The sequence below is a fragment of the Epilithonimonas pallida genome, from assembly GCF_900182975.1.
GTDB classification, from domain to species: Bacteria; Bacteroidota; Bacteroidia; order Flavobacteriales; family Weeksellaceae; genus Epilithonimonas; species Epilithonimonas pallida.
On the sequence record NZ_FXUO01000001.1, the window covers coordinates 238,773 to 256,636 of the forward strand.

At 39.3% G+C, this 17,864-nt stretch carries 13 protein-coding genes; 10 read left to right on the forward strand and 3 right to left on the reverse strand.

Annotated elements, in window-relative coordinates; all coding sequences use genetic code 11:
- The first annotated feature begins 16 nt into the window (after positions 1-16).
- From QOL71_RS01005 to QOL71_RS01030, 6 genes are read left to right on the forward strand one after another with little or no spacing between them, the layout of a single operon-like run.
- A complete protein-coding gene (locus QOL71_RS01005; protein WP_283415152.1) occupies positions 17-1,570 on the forward strand; it encodes a glycoside hydrolase family 32 protein in 1,554 nt (517 codons plus the stop codon).
- A gap of 56 nt (positions 1,571-1,626) precedes the next feature.
- A complete protein-coding gene (locus QOL71_RS01010; RefSeq protein ID WP_283415153.1) occupies positions 1,627-4,734 on the forward strand; it encodes a SusC/RagA family TonB-linked outer membrane protein in 3,108 nt (1,035 codons plus the stop codon).
- 20 nt (positions 4,735-4,754) lie between these two features.
- On the forward strand, positions 4,755-6,452 hold the full coding sequence (locus QOL71_RS01015; RefSeq protein ID WP_283415154.1) for a RagB/SusD family nutrient uptake outer membrane protein: 1,698 nt from the start codon (positions 4,755-4,757) through the stop codon (positions 6,450-6,452).
- Between the two features lie 13 nt (positions 6,453-6,465).
- Positions 6,466-7,860, forward strand: a complete 1,395-nt coding sequence (locus tag QOL71_RS01020) for a DUF4960 domain-containing protein (protein ID WP_283415155.1) — start codon at positions 6,466-6,468, stop codon at positions 7,858-7,860.
- Between the two features lie 11 nt (positions 7,861-7,871).
- On the forward strand, positions 7,872-9,413 hold the full coding sequence (locus QOL71_RS01025) for a glycoside hydrolase family 32 protein (protein ID WP_283415156.1): 1,542 nt from the start codon (positions 7,872-7,874) through the stop codon (positions 9,411-9,413).
- A 3-nt stretch (positions 9,414-9,416) separates the two neighbouring features.
- Positions 9,417-10,325 carry a carbohydrate kinase family protein gene (locus QOL71_RS01030; protein ID WP_283415157.1) on the forward strand — a complete coding sequence of 303 codons (909 nt, stop codon included), beginning with the start codon at positions 9,417-9,419 and terminating at the stop codon, positions 10,323-10,325.
- Positions 10,326-10,604: 279 nt separating this feature from the next.
- On the opposite strand, the gene QOL71_RS01035 is transcribed toward QOL71_RS01030, so the two are convergent.
- The 3 genes from QOL71_RS01035 to QOL71_RS01045 form a co-directional block, all read right to left on the reverse strand.
- Positions 10,605-11,525 (reverse strand): bestrophin family protein, encoded by a 921-nt coding sequence (locus QOL71_RS01035; RefSeq protein WP_283415158.1) that lies wholly within the window; start codon positions 11,523-11,525, stop codon positions 10,605-10,607.
- A 70-nt stretch (positions 11,526-11,595) separates the two neighbouring features.
- Positions 11,596-12,504 carry an AraC family transcriptional regulator gene (locus QOL71_RS01040; protein ID WP_283415159.1) on the reverse strand — a complete coding sequence of 303 codons (909 nt, stop codon included), beginning with the start codon at positions 12,502-12,504 and terminating at the stop codon, positions 11,596-11,598.
- A gap of 150 nt (positions 12,505-12,654) precedes the next feature.
- A complete protein-coding gene (locus QOL71_RS01045; RefSeq protein ID WP_283415160.1) occupies positions 12,655-13,098 on the reverse strand; it encodes a nuclear transport factor 2 family protein in 444 nt (147 codons plus the stop codon).
- A 366-nt stretch (positions 13,099-13,464) separates the two neighbouring features.
- Between QOL71_RS01045 and QOL71_RS01050 the strand changes: the two genes are divergently transcribed.
- The 4 genes from QOL71_RS01050 (at position 13,465) to xylA (ending at position 17,862) form a co-directional block, all read left to right on the forward strand.
- Positions 13,465-13,668, forward strand: a complete 204-nt coding sequence (locus tag QOL71_RS01050) for an ArsR family transcriptional regulator (protein WP_283415161.1) — start codon at positions 13,465-13,467, stop codon at positions 13,666-13,668.
- 527 nt (positions 13,669-14,195) lie between these two features.
- The gene (locus QOL71_RS01055; RefSeq protein WP_283415162.1) at positions 14,196-14,921 is read left to right on the forward strand and encodes an NUDIX hydrolase; all 726 of its coding nucleotides are present in this window, start codon (positions 14,196-14,198) and stop codon (positions 14,919-14,921) included.
- A gap of 17 nt (positions 14,922-14,938) precedes the next feature.
- Complete coding sequence (locus QOL71_RS01060; RefSeq protein WP_283415163.1) at positions 14,939-16,423, forward strand: xylulokinase; 1,485 nt, start codon at positions 14,939-14,941, stop codon at positions 16,421-16,423.
- A gap of 110 nt (positions 16,424-16,533) precedes the next feature.
- Entirely contained in the window at positions 16,534-17,862 is a 1,329-nt protein-coding gene (xylA, locus tag QOL71_RS01065) for a xylose isomerase (protein WP_283415164.1), read from the forward strand.
- The last annotated feature ends 2 nt before the right edge of the window (positions 17,863-17,864 follow it).

The window sequence follows — 17,864 nt, forward strand, 5'->3', positions numbered from 1 at the left end:
GAGAAAAAATAATCCAATGAAAAAAATAATATCAAGTTTAATTGTCGCTTCTGTCTTTTTTTCTAATCTCAACGCTCAGTCGGATTCCAAGAAGGAAGAGCAGCTTTACCGACCCAATTTCCATTTCAGCCCCAAAAAAGGATGGATGAATGATCCGAACGGGCTTTATTACAAAGACGGTGTTTATCACCTGTTCTTCCAGCATTATCCCGATGAAAACAAATGGGGACCGATGCACTGGGGACATGCCACAAGCAAAGACCTTGTCAAGTGGGAAGAGCATCCGATTGCACTTTACCCGGATGATTTGGGATACATTTTCTCAGGAAGTGCGGTGGTCGATAAAAACAATACTTCAGGTTTTGGAGATTCCAAAAATAATCCTGTCGTTGCGGTGTACACTTATCACAATCCCAACCGTGAAAAAGACGGTAAAATAGATGTAGAATCCCAGGGAATTGCTTACTCTTTGGATAATAGCAAGACTTGGACAAAATATAGTGCAAATCCAGTTCTTAAAAACCCGGGAATCCGTGATTTTCGTGACCCTAAAGTATTTTGGGACAGCAAAAGACAGCAATGGATTATGGTTTTGGCGGCTCAGGACAGAACGCACTTTTACGCCTCAAAAAACCTGAAAGAATGGACGTTTCAATCCGAATTTGGAAAAGATCTGGGCGGTCACGGCGGCGTTTGGGAATGTCCAGATCTATTTCCGTTAAAAGTAGAAGGCTCCAACGAAGAAAAGTGGGTTCTGATTGTAAATATCAATCCGGGCGGACCGAATAATGGCTCTGCAGGACAATATTTTGTCGGTGATTTTGACGGAAAAACGTTTAAAATCGATGAACTTTTCACAAAACAGCTTCAGAAAGAAAAAGCTGCCTGGCTGGATTGGGGAAAAGATAATTATGCCAGTGTTTCATTTGATAATGTTTCGCAAGGGAAACGGGTGATTATCGGCTGGATGAGCAACTGGGAATATGCACAGGAAGTTCCTACGGAAGCGTGGAGAAGCAGTACTACAATGGCGAGGGAAGTTTCACTCAAAAAAACAAAGGATGGCTATCTCCTTAAAAATATTCCGGTTGCCGGACTGAAAAATTATCAAGGAAAATCTATCCGGAAAAAAATCGATCTTAAGGCTGAAAATAAATTAGTAAGTCCTTCAGAAATTGACCTGACTAAAGCAGTTCTCGATTTAAATTTAAAGAAAATGACTGCCGGAACTTATAGCTTTTCTCTGAAAAATTCTTTGGGAGAAGAAGTCGTTTTTGGAATTGATAATAAAACAAAAGAATTGTTTGTAGACCGCTCTAAATCAGGGAAAACAGGCTTTGGAAACCATTACGCCACGCCGGTTACCAAAGCACCTTTGAATCAGATCTATTCCGAAGCCAAAATGAAACTGGTCATCGACAAGACTTCGATTGAAATCTTCTTCAACGACGGCGAAAAAGTAATGACCGAAATCTTCTTCCCGAACGAACATTTTTCAGAATTGACCTTATCAACCGACACGAAAGGAAGCTCGTTAAATATCTATGCAAATCAGCTTGATATTAAATAAACAATATCTGTGTAGAACATTCCGTAGACAATCAATTAAAATTAAAACTATATGATATGAAGAAATATAAAATTGCAGTCGCCTTTTGCCTTCTTCCGTTTTCCTACATTTTTGCGCAGGAAATTGTGAAAGGAAAGGTGCTGTCTTCCAATCAGAAACCGCTCAGTGGTGTAACCGTGACTGTTTCCGAAACGGGTACTACTACAACGACTGATAGCAATGGAACATTTCAGATCAATGATTTGAAGAAAGGAAACACACTGGTTTTTACCTATCCCGATTATACCACAAAAGAAGTGGTGGTGGATGAAAAAACTGTACTCAACATCATTTTGGCATCTGATAGAGTCAAAAACATTGAAGAGGTGGTGGTAACAGGCTATACTAAACAGAAAAAAGCCGACATCACGGGTGCGGTTTCTGTTGTCGATATGAAAGATCTGAACAAACAAGGGGAACCTAACCCCATCAAATCCCTTCAAGGAAGAGTGGCAGGGTTAAACATCTCTACGGATGGTTCGCCTTCCGGAGGCAATACCAAAATCCTCATTCGTGGGATTAGTACCTTGCCAAGTGGCAATACTGACCCGCTTTTCGTGATAGACGGCGTTCCCACAAAAGCGGGAATGCACGAGCTGAATCCGGGCGACATCGAAACGATGCAGGTGCTGAAAGATGCTTCCTCCGCAAGTATTTACGGTTCCAGAGCGGCAAACGGTGTCATCATTATTACCACCAAAAAAGGTAAAAAAGGCAAGATGAGAGTCGACCTTAATTATTATACTGCTTTTTCCCAATATGCAAAAAAAACACCTGTTCTCAACGCAAAACAATTCGGACAGGTGCTCTGGCAGGCTAATATCAATGACGGTCTGAATCCGAACAATAATAACCTGAGCTACAGCTTCGACTGGGGCGTTCAGAACGGTGTTCCGACCTTGTACAACAGCTACGTTCCGGAATATCTGGATGCGGCAAAAACCATCAAATCTGCCAATACCAATTGGTATGATGAGGTTTCCCAGACCGGTGTTGCCAATTCTTTGGATGTTTCGGCTTCAAGTGCTTCGGACAAAGGTTCTGCCTTCTTCTCAATGGGTTATTATGACAATGACGGTATCGTAAAGCTGACCAATTTCAAAAGATTGTCCGCCCGTGTTAATACTTCCTATAATTTTTTCGATGGTAAATTAAAAATCGGGGAAAATTTTACGTACAATAAAACCAACGAATTGATGGATCCGGGCGTTCTAGATCCAGCTTTGAGAGCATTACCGATAATTCCTGTTCATACCGTGGACGGAATTGGATGGGGCGGTCCGGTTGGCGGGATGAATGACCGTCAGAATCCTGTCCGTCTTTTGGAATACAACAAAGACAACGGCTACCGTTACCAGCGTTTTTTCGGAAATGTCTATGCCGAATTACAGCCTGTGAAAAATTTGACATTGAAATCAAGTTTTGGGGTAGATTTTTCGAATTACTATAAAAGAATGTTGCAAAGAAGTTATGTTTCCGGCTATCTTCAGAATAAAACCAACGCTGTGAACATCGACCAGTCCGATACTGAAAAATGGACCTGGACCAACACAGCTCAATACACCGCCAAAGCAGGAAATCACCACTTCGATTTGCTAGGTGGTATGGAAATGTATAAAGAAACATTCAACAACACCTGGCTCAGAAAAGAAGGATTTCTAATAGAGACGCCGGATTATATGTATCCTGAGGCTGGAACCGGTGATGCTTTCAATGGCGGAAGTTCTACCTATTACAGCTTACTGTCATACTTCGGAAAGTTAAATTATGATTATGACAACCGTTATCTTTTTTCTGCTACGCTGCGCTATGACGGCTCATCAAGATTCGGGAAGAACAACCTTTACGGAACGTTCCCTGCTTTTTCGGCTGGATGGAGAATCAACAACGAAGATTTTGCGGAGAAATGGATTCCGTTTTTTTCTGATTTGAGGCTAAGAGCAGGTTGGGGACAGACGGGGAACCAGGAAATCAGCAACTCGGCAATATATTCTCTTTACATGGCTAATTATGCAGGCGGAAATCCTACTTGGGCGACTTCTTACGGAACAGCTTATGATATTTCCGGTGTTGGAAGCGGTTTATTACCTTCAGGTTTCATCGCCACACAAACTAAAAATGACGATTTGAAATGGGAAACTACCACGCAAACCAATTTAGGTTTAGATTTTGGAGTTTTCAATCAGAAGCTGACGGGAAGTGTGGATATTTATAAAAAAGAAACCAAAGACCTTCTCGTATTGCCACCTTATCTGGCTGTAATTGGCGAAGGCGGAGACCGATGGGTTAACGGTGCATCTATGGAAAACAAAGGGATTGAGGTTGCTTTAGGTTATACAGATAAAACTTCCGGCGGTTTTGGTTATGAAATTTCAGGAAATTTCTCGATGAACCGAAACAAAATCACGGAATTGCCGCAATCGGTTATCAACAATTATGGTGGAAACGGAACTACGGATAATATCTTGGGAAGACCAATTGGTTCGATGTACGGTTATGTTGCTGACGGACTTTTCAGAACGCAGGCTGAGGTAGATAATTCCGCAGCTCAGCAAGGCAAAGGTCTGGGAAGAATTCGCTATGCCGATTTAAATGGAGACGGTATGATTAATGAGGAAGACAGAACGTGGATTGGAAATCCGAATCCGGGATTTATGTATGGCGTCAATCTTAACTTTTCTTACAAAAATTTCGATTTGTCAACCTTCTGGCAGGGCATCGGCGATGTGGATGTCATCAATTCCAAAAAATATCAGACCGATTTCTGGAGCGTAGACGACATTGGTTCCAACAAAGGAACAAGATTGCTCGATGCGTGGTCGCCACAGAACCCGAATTCCGATATTCCGGCGCTTACAACGGTGGACAGCAACGGGGAGAGTAGATTTTCATCTTATTATGTAGAGAACGGAAGTTATCTGAAACTAAGGGTTTTACAGCTAGGTTACAGCATTCCCAAAAATCTATTGGAGCAGTATAAAATTACCAATTTTAGAATCTATATCAGCGCACAGAACCTTCTGACCATCAAATCCAAAAGCTTCACGGGTATCGATCCGGAAACACCTGCTTTCGGTTATCCGCTTCCGCTGACGTTCAATTTTGGAGTTAATTTTTCCCTTTAAATTTTTTAAATATTAAAACAATGAAAAAATATATAGTTTTGACAGTTGCCTGTGCTTTCCTTCTGGGAACAACTTCCTGCAACGATTCTCTGGATAACGAGCCGAGAGGTACGCTTTCCGAAGCCGATGTAGCAACGCCTCAAAGTGTTGACGGTTTCGTGATTGCCGCTTATGCGGCGCTTGGAAACGACCATTATGATACGCCTTTCAGTCTTTGGCCTTACGGTAATGTGCGTTCGGACGATGCTTATAAAGGCGGAAGCGGAACCAGTGATATTCAGGCATTCCATTTTTTTGAAATTTCTAATAATATCCGTTCGGATTTTGGTGAATTGGATCGTCTATGGTACTTGCATTATGTAGGAATCGGACGATGCAACAAAGCAATTGGTGCGCTTAATCAGCTTTCTGAAGCGGAATACCCGAACAAGAAAAAACGTATTGCCGAGATGAAATTCGTGAGAGGGCATTTTTATTTTATGTTGAAAATCCTTTTCAAATATGTACCTTATGTAGATGAAAATACGCCGATTGATGATTATCCGAAAATCTCCAACCGTGCGAAGACCGACCAGCAATTGTGGGATGCCATTGCTTCCAATTTTGAAGATGCCGCCGCCGATTTGCCGTCAACGCAATCCGAAGTCGGAAGACCAAAGAAAAGTGCGGCTTATGCATATTTGGCAAAAGTGAGATTGTATCAGGCTTATGAGCAGGACGACAATTATACGGTAACCCAAATTAATCCGGTAACCCTTCAAAAATCTATTGATGCGGCTAATCAGGTAATAGGAAATTATACTCTGGAATCAGATTTCGGGTATAATTTTCTTCCGGGAACGCACGAAAACGGTCCGGAATCGGTTTTCTCAATTCAATATTCGGACAATGACGGAACGCTTTTCGGAAGACTGAATTATGGTGATGTGCTTTCTCTCCCACAAGGTTTGGGCTGTTGTGATTTCCACAAGCCAAGCCAGAATCTGGTGAATGCTTTCAAGACAACGCCTCAAGGTCTGCCAATGTTTGATACGTATAATGACACGGATTTGAATTACAATCAGCTCAATAATTACAAAGTAGACCCAAGACTTTACCACACAGTTGCTTTGCCGGGATTGCCCTGGAAATATGAGGAAAACAAAATCTATCAGGAAAGCTGGAACAGGAGCCCAGGAACGTATGGCTATTATGCTTCGTTAAAGGAAAATGTACCGGTTGGCTGTGGCTGTACCGTGAATGTAGACCCGTTTTATGCCAATTCTAAAAACAGGATCATCATCCGTTATTCCGATGTGTTGCTGATGAAAGCTGAGGCGCTGATAGAGCTTGGACAGATCAACGAAGCGTTGCCATTGATTAATCAGGTGAGACAACGTGCAGCAAACAGTACCGTTTTGACCGGAAGTTACACTTCAAACAATCTGATCAGCAAATATGAACCGGGCGTGAACTGTACATGGAATCAGGATTTTGCAAGAAAAGCCCTGAGATGGGAGCGCAGAATGGAATTTGCAATGGAAGGCAGCCGTTTCTTCGACCTGGTGAGATGGGGAACTGCGGCAGGTACGATGAATACCTATTATTCCGGAGAAAAAACGAAAAGATCTTACTATTCCCAAGCAGGATTCGACCACGGAATTGAAGAATACTGCCCGATTCCATTGGCTCAGATCAATTTCAGCCAGGGATTGTATAAGCAAAATAACGGTTATTAAAAACGAAAGATTTATGAAAACAATATTTAATAAACTCCCAATATTTTTTCTGCTGTTGATTTCGACAATGTTGATCTGGTCTTGCGACAACAATATGGAAGACGGTCTGGTAACAGATGTTTCGGTGAATGTTTCTTCCTTTAAAGTAAACGGCGTTTCTGGAGACATTGATAATAAAAATGATAAAATCACGGTAACGTTGCCTTACGGAACGAGTGTGAAGGCTTTATCGCCAATAATAGAAATTCCGCAAGGTGCATTGATTTCCCCGGCTTCGGGAGCTGTAATTGATTTTTCGGAGCCTGTTAAATTCAGAGTGAAGAATGGTAATATTTATAAAGATTATCAGGTGACGGTTCAGGCTCAGGTTCCGATTATCAGTTTTAAAATCAACGGATTATCGGCAACCATCAACCATTCCAGCAAGACGATTTCACTCACAATGCCGGAAGGAACTAATCTTACTGCATTGCAGCCTGTAATAGAAATGGCGAGCGTAGTAAGCATCAATCCTGCATCAGGAACCACGATTAATTTCAGCAGCCCTGTACAATTTACCGTTTCCAATGCGAATCTGACTGAAATCTACACGGCAAAAGTAACCACTCCGGTTTCAGGACCAACAGTGGCTTTCCTCGGAACGGCGGCAACCAGGACAGGTCTTACCAATCCTGATGAAATTGCAGCTTCTGACTGGCTTTTCGGTAAATTTTCCGGAGCGGTCTACGTTTCAATGGCAGATGTGGCGAGCGGTGCAGCCAACCTAACAGGTATCAATGTGATTTGGTGGCATTTTGACTCGGCTACCGCTTTACCGGGCGATGCATTGAATGCAAATGTAACTTCCAAAATCAAAACCTATCTGAATGCGGGCGGAAATATTCTTTTAACGGGATTTGCTGCTCAATATGTGGATGCTTTGGGAATTGTGCCTTCGGGAAAAGGTCCGAATAATGTTTTCGGGGATTTCTTACCGAACGGGTTTGTAGATGCGAACAGCGATTGGGGAATTTCCTTCAAAGGTAACGAAGCGCATCCTGTTTTTGACGGGCTTCAGACCTACGAATCCGGGAAAGCCAATTTTCTTCAGAAAGGAACATTCAGATTGAATCACACCGCGTGGTGGTTCTTGCCGGATTGGGGAGGCTATGTGAACGGAGCCGGATGGAGAACGCAAACAGGAGGAAATAACCTTGCCAGTGAAGCTTGGGACAATACTTTGGACGGACGTGTTGCCGTGGCCGAATTTCCTGGCGGAACTGCCAATAAAAAGTGCATCACTATCTCAATGGGCGCTTATGACTGGTATAACGAAACCTCGAACGGAACGCCAAGCCAGCCGAACGGATTTTTGGATAACATCAAAAAAATCACGGAGAACAGCCTTAATTATCTTGTAACGCATTAATATCAGAATCAATGACAATCAAAACAATATATTTAGCCGCTGTGATGGCTTTGGCAACTTATTCTTGCCAGAATCATGATTCGGTGGCCGATGTGAATCCGGATGATATTTTCAGACAGACGAACATCTTTCCACAACCGCCCAATCAATGGATGGGAAACACTAATCCGTATTATACTGCCGGTTATGTTGGCGATGTAATGCCATATTACGAAAACGGAAAATTCCATCTTTTCTTTCTGCACGATGCTAAAACCAAACCTGCAGGCGAAGGATTTCACGATATTCACAGCTTTGAGACGACCAATTTTAAAGATTTTACTTATCAAGGGAGACAAATTCCTTACGGAACAGCTTCTGAACCGGATTTTGGTGTTGGAACAGGAAGTCTGGTGAAAGTCGGAAATACGTATTATTACTATTACACCGGGCACAATGCAATTGCTTCGTTTTTAGCGGGAAATCCGAGGGAAAGTGTGCTTTTGGCAACAAGTACCGATATGAAAAATTGGACGAAAGTGAAAAATTTTAAAATCACTGCTCCGGCTGGCTATTATGATTATGAATTCCGCGATCCGCACGTTTTCTTCAATGCTGAGGATGGAAAATACTGGATGTTGGTTTCTGCACAGACTTCAGCTAAAAAAGCAGTTGTTCTTAAATTTACTACAACCAATCCAGCAAACGGAAACTGGACGGTTGAAAACCCGATTTACACGACAACTTCGTCAGAAAATTACATTATGCTGGAATGTCCCGACCTTTTCAAAATGGGCAATTACTGGTATCTTGTTTTCTCTGAAAACTGGAGTAACAACAGTGGAACGCATTACAGAATCGGAACTTCGCCAAACGGACCTTGGGCTACACCTACGAATGACCGGTTGGACGGCTCTTATCTCTACGCTGCAAAAACCGTTTCGGACAATGCCAATCGTTATCTGGTAGGCTGGACTGCCAGAAAAGTCCCTGAAAGCAACACCGGTGGAAAAGACTGGGCGGGAAATCTCGTAGCACATCAATTAGTTCAGAATCCGGATGGAACGTTGGCGGTGAAACCTGTTTCTACCTTGCAATCTGTATATGGACAAAATGCTCCGCTTTCCGTAGATAAGATTACAGGTAATGTATCTCAGAGCGGGAATAGCTTTAACCTTTCTGCGAATTCCCAGGTAATGTTCGGGAAACTCCAGAAGGCCAATCAAATCAGCTTTACACTGAATGCTCCACCTAACGGAAAATCAGGATTGATTCTGGCGCAGGATAATGACGGAAAGAATGGTTTTAAAATTTCATTCGAACCTTCTTCCAACAGAATGGCGAGTTATGTAATGAACGGCGGAAGTGAGGATTTTGCCAATACTTATCCTTTGTCCGGAATCTCGGGAACCAACTATAATGTAACGGTTTTCATCAGCAATGATGTTTGTGTGGTCTATGTGAATGATAAACTGGCGTTCAGCAATCGTGTGTATGATGTTGTTAACAAAAAATGGAGTATTTTTGGTACTGCAGACAGTTCATTCAGTAATATTAATGTCAAAAATCCTTAATTAATGTTCCTTAATAAAAAAATAAATGCAGTCAGTTTTGGAGAAGTGCTCTTCGATGTCTTTGGAGAAGAAAAGAAAATTGGCGGTGCTCCGCTCAATCTGGCACTCAGAACGGCGTCTTTCGGATTTCCGGTAGCGATGATAAGTGCTGTTGGAAATGATGAGGATGGAAAAATAATTTGTGACTATGTCAGAGAAAACCAGCTTGATACCAGCGGAATTATTACGACAGAAGATTATGATACGGGTATTGTTCAGGTAACATTGAACGAGCGTGGTTCTGCAACTTATGAAATCAAATTTCCGTCTGCCTGGGATTTTATTGAAACCAATAATGATACTTTGAATATCGTTAAAAATGCCGATGTTTTTTTTTACGGAAGCCTTGTCTGCAGGAATGATGCTTCAAGAAATACACTTTTTAATTTACTGGATTCAAACCCTGGAATGTTCAAGGTTTTTGATGTTAATCTGAGAAAACCTTTCTACCACATTGGGCTTCTGGAAGAATTGATGAATAAAGCCGATTTCATTAAATTTAATGATGAAGAAATCCTGGAAATTGCTGCTGAGTTAGGTTTTAAATCGGATGATCTGGAAGAAAACATCCGTTTCATTTCAGAAAAGACAAATACAGGTTCTGTCTGTGTTACTTTGGGAAAACACGGTTCGATTTTACTTTGGAACGATAAATTTTACAAACACGGCGGCTATCCTGTGAAAGTGGCCGATACGGTTGGAGCTGGGGATTCGTTTCTGGCGAGTTTGATTGCCCGATTGTTATCAGATAAAAATCCTGAAACGGCACTGGATTTTGCGAGTGCGGTTGGTGCTTTGGTAGCGAGTTATTCGGGAGCCAATCCGAAACTTCGAAATGAAGAGATTGAAGAGTTTATAAAGGAAAGGGTTTGAGAGAATTTTTAAAGAATTCAAAATGAAATAAAAATGACACCAACTAAAGACAGTTGGTGTCATTTGCTATTTGTGAAATTGACAGAATTATCCTAAACTTACTTCTTGCTGACATTGATCGAATTTTAACGTATTTAATAAATAATTTAATTAGTAATAATTTTTTGCTAATCAAATAACAGTATTTTTTGCATTAAATTTTCCCAGAAGACTTTTCGATGATTGTTCACGATGAGAATACTAATAAAAATTTATTGGCAATTTAAAGTCAAATTAATCTTACATTACATAATCGGCATTTGCACTTACTATGGGATCCGGGATTTCTTTTTTATCAAGCATTTCAAGAAGGGTAATTTCGACAGTTCTGGTCATCTGATCCAATGGAGCCCCCATGACATTGTCTTTTTCAAATGGGTTCACAAGCTTCTGTCCTATAGCCTGAATGGTAAAAAATACATATCCGAGCAGGCTTCCAAATAAGATAGACCACATTCCGATAGAATTGCCCATTGCCATCGTTACGCAATAGATAAAGATCCAGATGAAGTTTTTTGCATAAAAATAATAGGTTGTCGGGAAAACGGTGTTCCTGATTCTTTCAGCCTTTCCCATATCCTCACCAAATGCAGTAAGTGCATGATTGATCTCGAGAAACCTGAAACCATCTAAAATTTTATTCCTGTATAATGCGTTAAGATCATAGGATTGTAGCAATAGTAACGCATTGGGCTGATTAGAATGCTTAGCTATAATCTCTGTTTCTTTTGCTGAAAGATAGCTAAGGTGATTTTCATGAGCGGTATTTCTAAGATTATTTTTAAGTATATATAAAAAAGCAATGTGCCTTGTTATTAATTTTTCCGTTATAATTGATGAGTTTTCCTTTTCTTCACCATCTTTATTATTTGTGGTATAGCTGATCAATTCCCGGGCAAAAGTTCTGGAGTTGTTGATAAGAGAGCCCCAAATCTTACGGGCTTCCCACCATCTGTCATATGCCTGATTATTGTTAAATCCAATAAAAAATGCCAGCGCAGTGCCTAATACGGTAGGAATAAAAACAGGAAATGAAAATAAACTCTTTACAAAAAGCTCATTGATGATATAAGCGACGGAACATGCTGCGATAGAAAATACAAAATTTTTCCATGTTCCGCTAAGGATACGGTTTAAACGTACATTTTCGGTGATAAGCATAGTTAGCTATTTTAATATGATGTATTAAACAGTATTAAATTCGTTTAAGAAAAGTTACAGAGGAATTTATTTATCCGCCTATACTGTTTCTGTATTGTGAAGGAGATAAATTAAGCTGTTTTCTAAAAAAAGTGCTAAAATGTGCAGGACCCTCGAAACCCAGTGTATATGCAATTTCGGAAATAGCCCAGGAACTGTGTTTAAGCATTATTTTGGCCTCTTTTAATAGTCGCTCGGCGATAAGCTCAGAAGTAGTTTTCTGCGTAATCTCTTTCACGGATTTGTTAAGGTGATTCACATGAACTGCCATTTGCGAAGCAAATTCGGAAGCACTTCGAAGAGTTAATCCGTCAATTGTATTTTTTATCGGAAACTGGCTTTCCAGAAGATCCATAAATAAAGCAGTAATTCTTCCCGGAGCATTGTTTTTTTCTGTGATCACATTTGTTGTAGGTCTCATTTTCAAAGCGCTGTGTATCAATTGAAAAATTAAATTGCAGATGACATCATTTTTATATTCGAAATCAGACTTCTTTTCTTTTTCGATTTGCCTGAATATATCGGTAAGAGTAAGATATTCGGCTTCGTTGAGTTCATAAACCGGATATCCGCCAGGTTGAAAAAAGGGGTATTTTTTTAAATTACCCTGACCTTCAAAAAAAGATTCCGTGAAAATGCTGCTGTAGCCCTTTTGTCTTTTATCCAGAGGCTCCCAATTGTAAGGAATTAACGGATGAGCAAAAAGGAATCCGTGCTCTTTAATTTCGAAACTTTTATCCGCATAATGGATATTGCTTTTGCCGGATACTACACATATCTTAAAATAGTCTTTACGCCCATAAGCAATGGTTTCCGGATCGTCCTGACTGAGGGTTTCAATTTTAAATACATTAAAATGCCCTTCTTCTCCATTTAAATCAGAAGTTTTTATAAAGGGACGCTGCGCATAATATTCCTCTACGGTTTCGGGTTTCATCATTCTATGAAGTCTAAAATATCGGTTTAAGAGAAAATGTATCTGCGCAAATTTACGTAATATATTCATTCCAATGTATTTGAAGGTGAATTCTAACAGCTGAAATCATAGGTTTAGATTACGGCTGTTAGAATTGATGTGTTAATGGTCAGATTATTCCTTAACAAAACTGCTTAAAGGAGCATCAATAGCTTCCAGAGCAACCATAGGGTTCCAGAAGTCTACATATCGTATAATTTTCCCTTCTTCATCCGTAGTGACAACGGAAATGTATTTCTGAATGTAGGGTTTCCCGGTGGAAACAGCATGGCCATCACTTGTAAACTCAGCAATAACCAGCGTAGGGTCTTCTGTTGAATGAAAATGTAAATTATCAAATTTAACTTTGAAATGATTAGGAAAATTCTTCATATATTCATATAATTCCTTTTTACCGCTTACTGAAGTAGGGAAATCTTTAGGTCCATACGGAAACTCTAGTATTCCGTCTTCTTTAAACAGGTCAACCCATTCTTCTATTCTTCCGGAAGACAAAAATTCCAAATGGTTTTTAAAAGTTTGCTGTGCTGCATTTCTGATTTTTTCTTTAGTATTCATAATTTTGATTTTTGTGTGTTATTGTTTATTAATGCTTAACCCTGATCAGTAGTTAAATTTCTTATTGCAAAGTTAGGCGGCTGCGAATCGTATTGTTTTTAAAAATCAAATCAATACTTTTAAAAATCAATCATTATATCGATATATTTAAAAATATGTCCTTTTTCTGCTTTTTTATATAAAAGACGAAAGAGATTTTTAATTGCTTAACTATACAATTGAGTAATATTTTTTTACTCAATTATTACTGTTTAAATTATTTTTATAATGAAACGCTATTGTTCAGACAGAAGCGCGTCAAAGAAGATTAGTATATTTGTATGATACAGCTTTATACCAACATCAATTGTATTTATCTAAAAGATAATGAAGAACAAATTATTTGAAAAAAAAACTGCTAAGTTATGTTACGAACACATTGGCGGAAAACTTGGCAGTCTCTTGCTTGAACAATTTATTGAAAAAGGATGGCTTGCTAAGGAAAACTCTGGGGATAAGCATTTTTATATCACTGAAGTTGGGGAAAAAGAATTTACCAAACTAGGTATTGACTTATCGAAAATTAAATAGTTACAGACTTAATATTGTAATTGATTTGGATTGGAGTAGGGCATAATGTTTCAGATAATAAACATAAATTTCTTCTTTACCAGTTTATAAATTCCTATCTTCAATTACTGGTTTTATATTTTATTTTTTTGATCATAAAATTCCCATATTGACAATTTTATGATTGCTTGCATATGAAAAATGGAAAAAAAAATGTTAAATTTTAGTGTTTTTTTTATTCAAAAGTGTGTTTTTTACACTTTTTATTTATTTTTTTTCAGGCTTTTTTTAATGATTCTTATCATAAAATTTTCTTAAAAAATCATCAATAAAATTTCGTTGGAAAATTTTACTAATTGTTTGTTAATTCACATTTTACAAATTAACTAAGTGTTTTTTTTATGATAAGCTTATCATAAAAATTATACATATGATATCATAAAAAATAGATATGTAAAGTATTGATAAGCAGTAGATAATGTGTAATTTATTTTTTTTATTCAGTTGAATTTTTATATTTGTAATGTTACATAAATGTTAACAAAACAATGAGTCCAAATTTTATCCATACTTATGTATCTGTAGATTGTGTTGTTTTCGGCTTCGATTATGAGAACCGATTGAACATTTTATTGGTTCAGCGTCATGTAGATGATATTCCTGTGGAGCGACAAAGGAAGTTACCAGGAAGTTTGATATTTAGCGATGAAGATGTGGATGATGCTGCGGAACGTGTACTTCATGAATTGACAGGAATCAAAAAAATGGTTCTGAAACAGTTCAAATGTTTTGCAGACCCGGAAAGAGCCAATAACATGAATGATATCAAATGGATGGGAAAGGAGTATAAGCAGGATATTGACAGGATCATTACCGTAGCCTATCTCTCATTATGCAAGATTGATCACAAGATCAACAGCTCAAAATATGATACTGTAGACTGGTTTCCTTTTGATGAAATTCCGGCTCTGCCTTTTGACCATAATAAAATCATCAATGAGTCTTTGGTAGAGGTAAGAAGATGGATTGAAATGGATTTCTCCATTATATTCGAATTGTTGCCAAAAAAATTTACAATCAGACAATTATATCAGCTATATAGTGCACTTAGTGAAAAAAAGATTGACATCAAGAATTTTCATAAAAGAATTTCTTCATTCAACTACATTATTCCGCTGGATGAGATAGAGACCAATGTCTCACATCGTGCAGCAAGGTATTATAAGTTTGATGCCAAGGTTTATAAGAAAAATAATACCAAGCTCATAAAATAAAAACGTTTAAAGAAATTATGTACTTATTAGGTTATGATATAGGCAGTTCTTCTGTAAAAGTTTGTCTCATAGAGGCATCCAGCGGAAAAGTTGTGGCATCAGAATTTTCTCCGAAGAAAGAGATGAAAATCACAGCAATCCATCCTGGCTGGGCAGAACAGAATCCTGTCGATTGGTGGACAAACCTGAAATTGGCACATGAAGCCGTAATGCACGAATCCGGAGTACATGCAGAAGACATCAAGGGAATTGGTATTACCTGGCAGATGCACGGATTAATAATGGTTGACAAGGATCAAAATCTCCTTAGACCGTCCATAATATGGTGCGATAGCCGTGCAGTGCCTTATGGTGAAAAGGCTTTCAAAGAAATAGGAGAAGAAAGATGTCTGTCGCATCTGCTTAATTCACCAGGTAATTTTACCGCTTCAAAATTGGCTTGGGTAAAAGACAATGAACCTGAATTATTTGCTAAAATAGATAAAATAATGCTTCCCGGAGATTACATTGCGATGAGACTTTCCGGAGAAATCGGGATGACGATTGAAGGTTTATCCGAAGGGATTTTCTGGGACTTTAAAAATAATTGCATCTCCGATGATGTAATCAATTATTATGGAATTCCGAAAAGCTTTTTCCCTGAAATTGTACCGACGTTCGGGATTCAGGCAACAGTTTCTGCAGCTGCAGCACAGGAACTGGGACTGAAAGAAGGGACACCAATATCATACAAAGCAGGTGACCAGCCAAATAATGCCTTGTCTCTGAATGTTTTTAATCCGGGAGAGATTGCTTCCACAGCAGGAACTTCGGGAGTGGTTTATGGAGTTTTGGATAAGCTGGATTATGATAAATTTTCCAGAGTCAATACTTTTGCCCATGTGAACTATACCGAAGAATTGACAAGATTAGGAGTCTTGCTATGCATCAATGGAACGGGAATTCTGAACTCTTGGCTAAAGCACAACTTTGCAACATCGCTCGCGTCTTATGGTGATATGAATGATATGGCATCGCTCTCACCGATTGGGTCAAAAGGGCTGAGCATTATTCCTTTCGGAAATGGCGCAGAGCGGGTTTTGGAGAATAAGGACACAAGTTGCTCTATCCACGGTATCAACTTTAACATCCATTCGAAAGGTGATATTTTGCGCGCAGCACAGGAAGGAATCGTATTTTCCTATGAATATGGAATGGATATTATGAGGAATATCGGGATGGATATCAATGTAATCCGCGCAGGAAATGCCAATATGTTCCTAAGCTCGATTTTCCGCCAGACACTTTCCAGCGTGAGCAATGCAATGATTGAACTTTATGATACGGACGGTGCTGTAGGAGCCGCAAGAGCCGCAGGCATGGGGATTGGATTTTACTCGGATTCTTCCGAGGCTTTTTCTTCACTGGAAAAAATTGCTGTCATAGAACCGGAACACGAGAAGCGAGAACAATATTTAGAATCCTATACAAGATGGAAGAATCATCTTAACGAAATAATTTAATTCCCACAAAAAAGAAAATTTATCAATTAACTTATTGATGTTAAAAAATCAATGAGGAAGGGAGATTTTATGTCAAAATCGAGAATAATTAAAAAATAAATATAAAAAGAATGAACACTTTAACAGGTACAAAAGAGTTTTTTACAGGTATCGACAAAATCAAATTCGAAGGAAAAGAAAGCAGAAATCCATTGGCATTCCGCTATTATGATGCAGACAGAGTAGTGATGGGAAAACCTATGAAAGACTGGACACGTTTTGCAATGGCTTGGTGGCATACGCTATGTGCAAATGGTAGCGATCCATTCGGGGGACCAACGATCCATCATCCTTGGGATATGGGAACTGATGCTGTGAGCAGGGCAATGCACAAGATGGATGCAGGTTTCGAATTCATGCAGAAAATGGGTTTCAATTTTTATTGCTTCCACGACATTGATCTAGTAGATCCTGCTGACAACTGGAGAGATTATGAAAAAAATCTTCAGACCGTTGTAGATTATGCCAAACAAAAACAGCAGGAAACCGGAATCAAATTACTTTGGGGAACTGCTAACGTTTTCACTCACGAGAGATACATGAATGGTGCATCAACTAATCCAAACTTTGATGTGGTAGCTTGCGCAGGTACTCAGGTTAAGAATTCTATCGATGCAACAATTGCGCTTGGTGGAGAAAATTATGTTTTCTGGGGTGGAAGAGAAGGCTATATGAGTCTTCTGAATACCGATATGAAACGTGAAAAAGACCATCTTGCACAATTTCTTACGATGTCCAGAGACTATGCAAGAAAACAAGGATTCACAGGAACGTTCCTGATTGAGCCGAAACCAATGGAACCGACAAAACATCAGTATGACTATGATGCTGAAACGGTAATTGGATTTTTGAGACATTACGGTCTTGACAAAGATTTCAAACTGAATCTTGAAGTCAATCACGCTACTTTGGCCGGACATACTTTCGAGCACGAACTTCAGGCAGCTGTAGATGCAGGAATGTTGGGAAGTATTGATGCCAACAGAGGCGATTATCAGAATGGTTGGGATACAGATCAGTTTCCGGTGGACTACTATGAGATGATCCAGGCTTGGCTGGTACTTCTTCCGGCTGGCGGTTTGGGAACAGGAGGTGTTAACTTCGATGCGAAGATCCGTCGTAACTCTACGGATGCGGAAGACCTTTTCATCGCACACGTTTCGGGGATGGACGCTTTTGCAAAAGGATTATTGGTAGCTGCGGATATTCTTGAAAATTCTGATTACAATAAACTGAGAAACGAGAGATATTCATCATTTGACAATGGTAATGGGAAAGCATTTGAAGAAGGGAAACTAACATTAGAAGACCTTCAGAAGATTGCACACGAGTCAGGAGAACCAATGCCGAAAAGTGGTAAACAGGAACTTTTCGAAGCTATTGTGAATATGTATATCTAAAA